2 protein-coding genes are annotated in these 2,963 nt (G+C 66.6%); both read right to left on the bottom strand.

From position 1 onward, the window contains the following. Positions 1 to 50: 50 nt before the first annotated feature. A complete protein-coding gene (locus tag ACFWDI_RS40885) occupies positions 51 to 1,646 on the bottom strand; it encodes an ABC transporter substrate-binding protein (RefSeq protein ID WP_385312171.1) in 1,596 nt (531 codons plus the stop codon). Between the two features lie 502 nt (positions 1,647 to 2,148). Next, entirely contained in the window at positions 2,149 to 2,850 is a 702-nt protein-coding gene (locus ACFWDI_RS40880; RefSeq protein WP_327322445.1) for an HAD family phosphatase, read from the bottom strand. Between the last annotated feature and the right edge of the window lie 113 nt (positions 2,851 to 2,963).

Here is a 2,963-nt window from a genome sequence, read left to right as displayed (position 1 = left end):
GGCGGCGGGCTGATGCCCGCCGCCGCTTGTCTATCCGGATACCGCGGGGGTCATGCGGTGCCGCGACCCAGCTCCCAGAGCTGCAGGTCGGAGCTGGAGTTGAGTACCCGCTCGACGCCGGTGACACCGACGTGGGCGGCGACGTACTGCTTGCCCTGCCACAGCGGCAGCACCGGGACGTCGTTCGCGACGATGTCCTGCATCTGAGTGAAGGCCTTGGACGCGGCGGTGCGGTCCGCGGAGCGCCGCGACTGCGGGATGAGGTCGCGGACCACGGTGCTGACGTACGGGGTGTTGAGGAAGTTGCCCTTGTCCAGGAACGGGGCGATGTAGTTGTCGGGGTCCGGGAAGTCGGGGAACCAGCCCAGTCCGTAAACCGCGTAGTCACCGTGCTTCTGGGCGGGCCGGAACTTCGACCACTCGGCGCCCTCGACGGTGACGTCGAAGAGCTTGGTGGCGTTCAACTGGTTCTTGAGCGCCTCGAACTCCTTGGCCGTACCGGCACCGTAGTGGTCGGTCGTGTAGTGGAGCTTCAGCTTCACCGGCGTGGTGATGTTGGCGGCGCTGAGGATCTCCGCGGCCTTGCTGCGGCTCGGCTCGCCGTACTTGTTGTAGAAGGAGTTGGTGTGCGCGGCGATGCTCGTCGGGATGAGCGAGTAGAGCGGCTCGGCGGTGGAGCCGTACACCTGGCCGGCGATGTGACCGCGGTCGACGACCGCCGCCATGGCCTGCCGGACCGCCTTGTTCTTCACCGACGGATCGTTGGTGTTGAAGCCGAGATAGCGGATCTCCAGACCCGGCATCTCGGTGAGCTCGATGTCCTTCTTTGGGTTCTCGGACAGATCCTTGATCTGCTCGGGCGACATCGCGCGGGTCATGACGTCGATGTCCCCGTCCTCCAGAGCCTTGCCCATGGAGGCGGCGTCCGGGAACGACCGCAGCTCGACCTTGTCGTTGAGGAGCTTGATGTCGCCCTGGTACTTGGGGTTCTTGGTGAAGACGACCCTGGAGATGTTCTCGCCCTTGGTCTCCGTCTTCATGGTGTACGGGCCGGAGCCGTCCACCTGGAAGCCGTCGCGGAGCTTCTTGCCCTCGTAGTTCTTCTTGCTGACGATGCCGGCGGCCGGCGTCGAGAGCTTGTACGGGAAGGTCGCGTCCGGCGTGGAGAGGTGGAAGGCCACCTCGTCGCCGTTGGCCTCGATGGTGTCGATGTTCGCGAGGAGGGCGGCCGTACCGTTGTCGGCGTCGATGTCCCGCACACGCTCGATGGAGAACTTCACATCGTCGGCGGTGATGGGGGTGCCGTCGGCGAACTGCAGCCCGCTGCGCAGCTTGCAGCGGTAGCTCTCGCTCGCGTTGTCCGTGAAGGAGCAGGACTGGGCGGCGTCGGGCACCGGCTCGCCACCGCCGCGCGGCGCGTGCATCAGCGTCTGGATGGTCTGCCGGAGCACGTTCCAGGCGCCGGTGTCGTACGCGTAGGCCGGGTCGAGGGGCGCGGGCGCGTCCGCGGTGGCGGTGAACTGGTCCGTGGTGCCCACGACAATGGCACCACCGCTGCCGGACCCGCCGTCCGTCCCGCCGCAGGCGACGAGCACGGGCGCGAGCAGGCCGACCACGGCCGGCAGCACCAAAGTCTTACGGTTCATCCTGGACGTACTCCCTCATCCGGCACTGGGATACAGCGATGCTTACGGGACACTCCGCCGCGACCGCCCGTTCGGGGCGGTGCGATCGGGCCGGGGAACAGAACGATCAGTTCTGTGTTCGCGTCGGCTTGATGGCCGCCGGGGCACATCGATGATGCGGCGAAGTACTCGCGACGAGATTAGTCGGCAACGCCAGGAAAGCTTGACCGCGCCTGAGTTGGAGCGTATTCGCTCAGTGATCAGTTGTGCCTGTGAGTGGATGATCGCGCCACGGAATGATTCGTACACCACTCCATCAATACGGACAGAACGGCGGGACCGACCCGCCCTGGACGGGCACGAAACGGTCTGGACCTATCCCATCAATGCCACCGAGCGTGACGAACGTCACGCGGCGAAACCCCTTACGGGACGCCGGAAAGCAGTTGCTCATGTCACGGAAAATGAGCGATCCGGTGCCGAGAGTTTCCCGTGTATTCAAGAAACACGGACAGTGCACGCATCAGTTCATTGTGGTGATGAGAGTCCGCAGAAAAACAAGGTCGACTTCTTCGAGCGAGCGTACGACCACCCGGCCGTCGGCGGGCGCGATCGGCGCCACGGACGGCACGGCCACCACTCGGCAGCCCGCAGCCTCGGCGGCCGCCACACCCGTCGCCGTGTCCTCGATGACGGCGCATCTCGCCGGCTCGGCGCCCAGCCCCTGGGCGGCGAGCAGATAGGGATCGGGGTGCGGCTTCGTGCGCGCCACCTCGTCACCCGCGACGGAGAGCGCGAAGTGCTGGGGGCCGAGCGAGGCAAGGATCCGGTCGATGATGCGGCGGTGGGAGGCGGAGACCAGCGCGGTGGGCACATTGTGCCTGGCAAGCTCGGCGAGCAGCCGGGCGGCACCGGGCATCAGCGGCACACCGCGACCGATGCGAGCCTCGAAGCGATCGTTGAGCAGCACGGTCAGCTCGGCGAGCGTGATGTCCGCGCCGGTGGCCTCGATGAGATACCCGGCGCTGCGCGTCATGGGGCCACCGACCACCACGTCCTTCCACGCCTCGTCGAGTCGATGGCCGAGATCGGCGAAGACCTCCACCTCCGCGTCCCACCAGAAGCCTTCGGTGTCCACGAGGGTGCCGTCCATGTCGAGAAAGACAGCCTGAAGGGCAGAGCCTTCGGCTGAACGGGTCAAGGACGCGGGGACCGTACTGGTCATCCGGCACACCTCCACTAGGGACGAGAAGGCGGGGGGGGGGGCCCCCCGGGGGAGGGGCCCGCCCGCCCCAGGCCCGCCCACGGAATAAAAGAGGCGCAAAAAAAGGGTGGAGT

This window comes from Streptomyces sp. NPDC060064, from assembly GCF_042736455.1.
Lineage (GTDB): Bacteria > Actinomycetota > Actinomycetes > Streptomycetales > Streptomycetaceae > Streptomyces.
The sequence above is the reverse complement of the archived record's forward strand: the minus strand, read 5'-3'. Positions and strand labels throughout refer to the sequence as shown.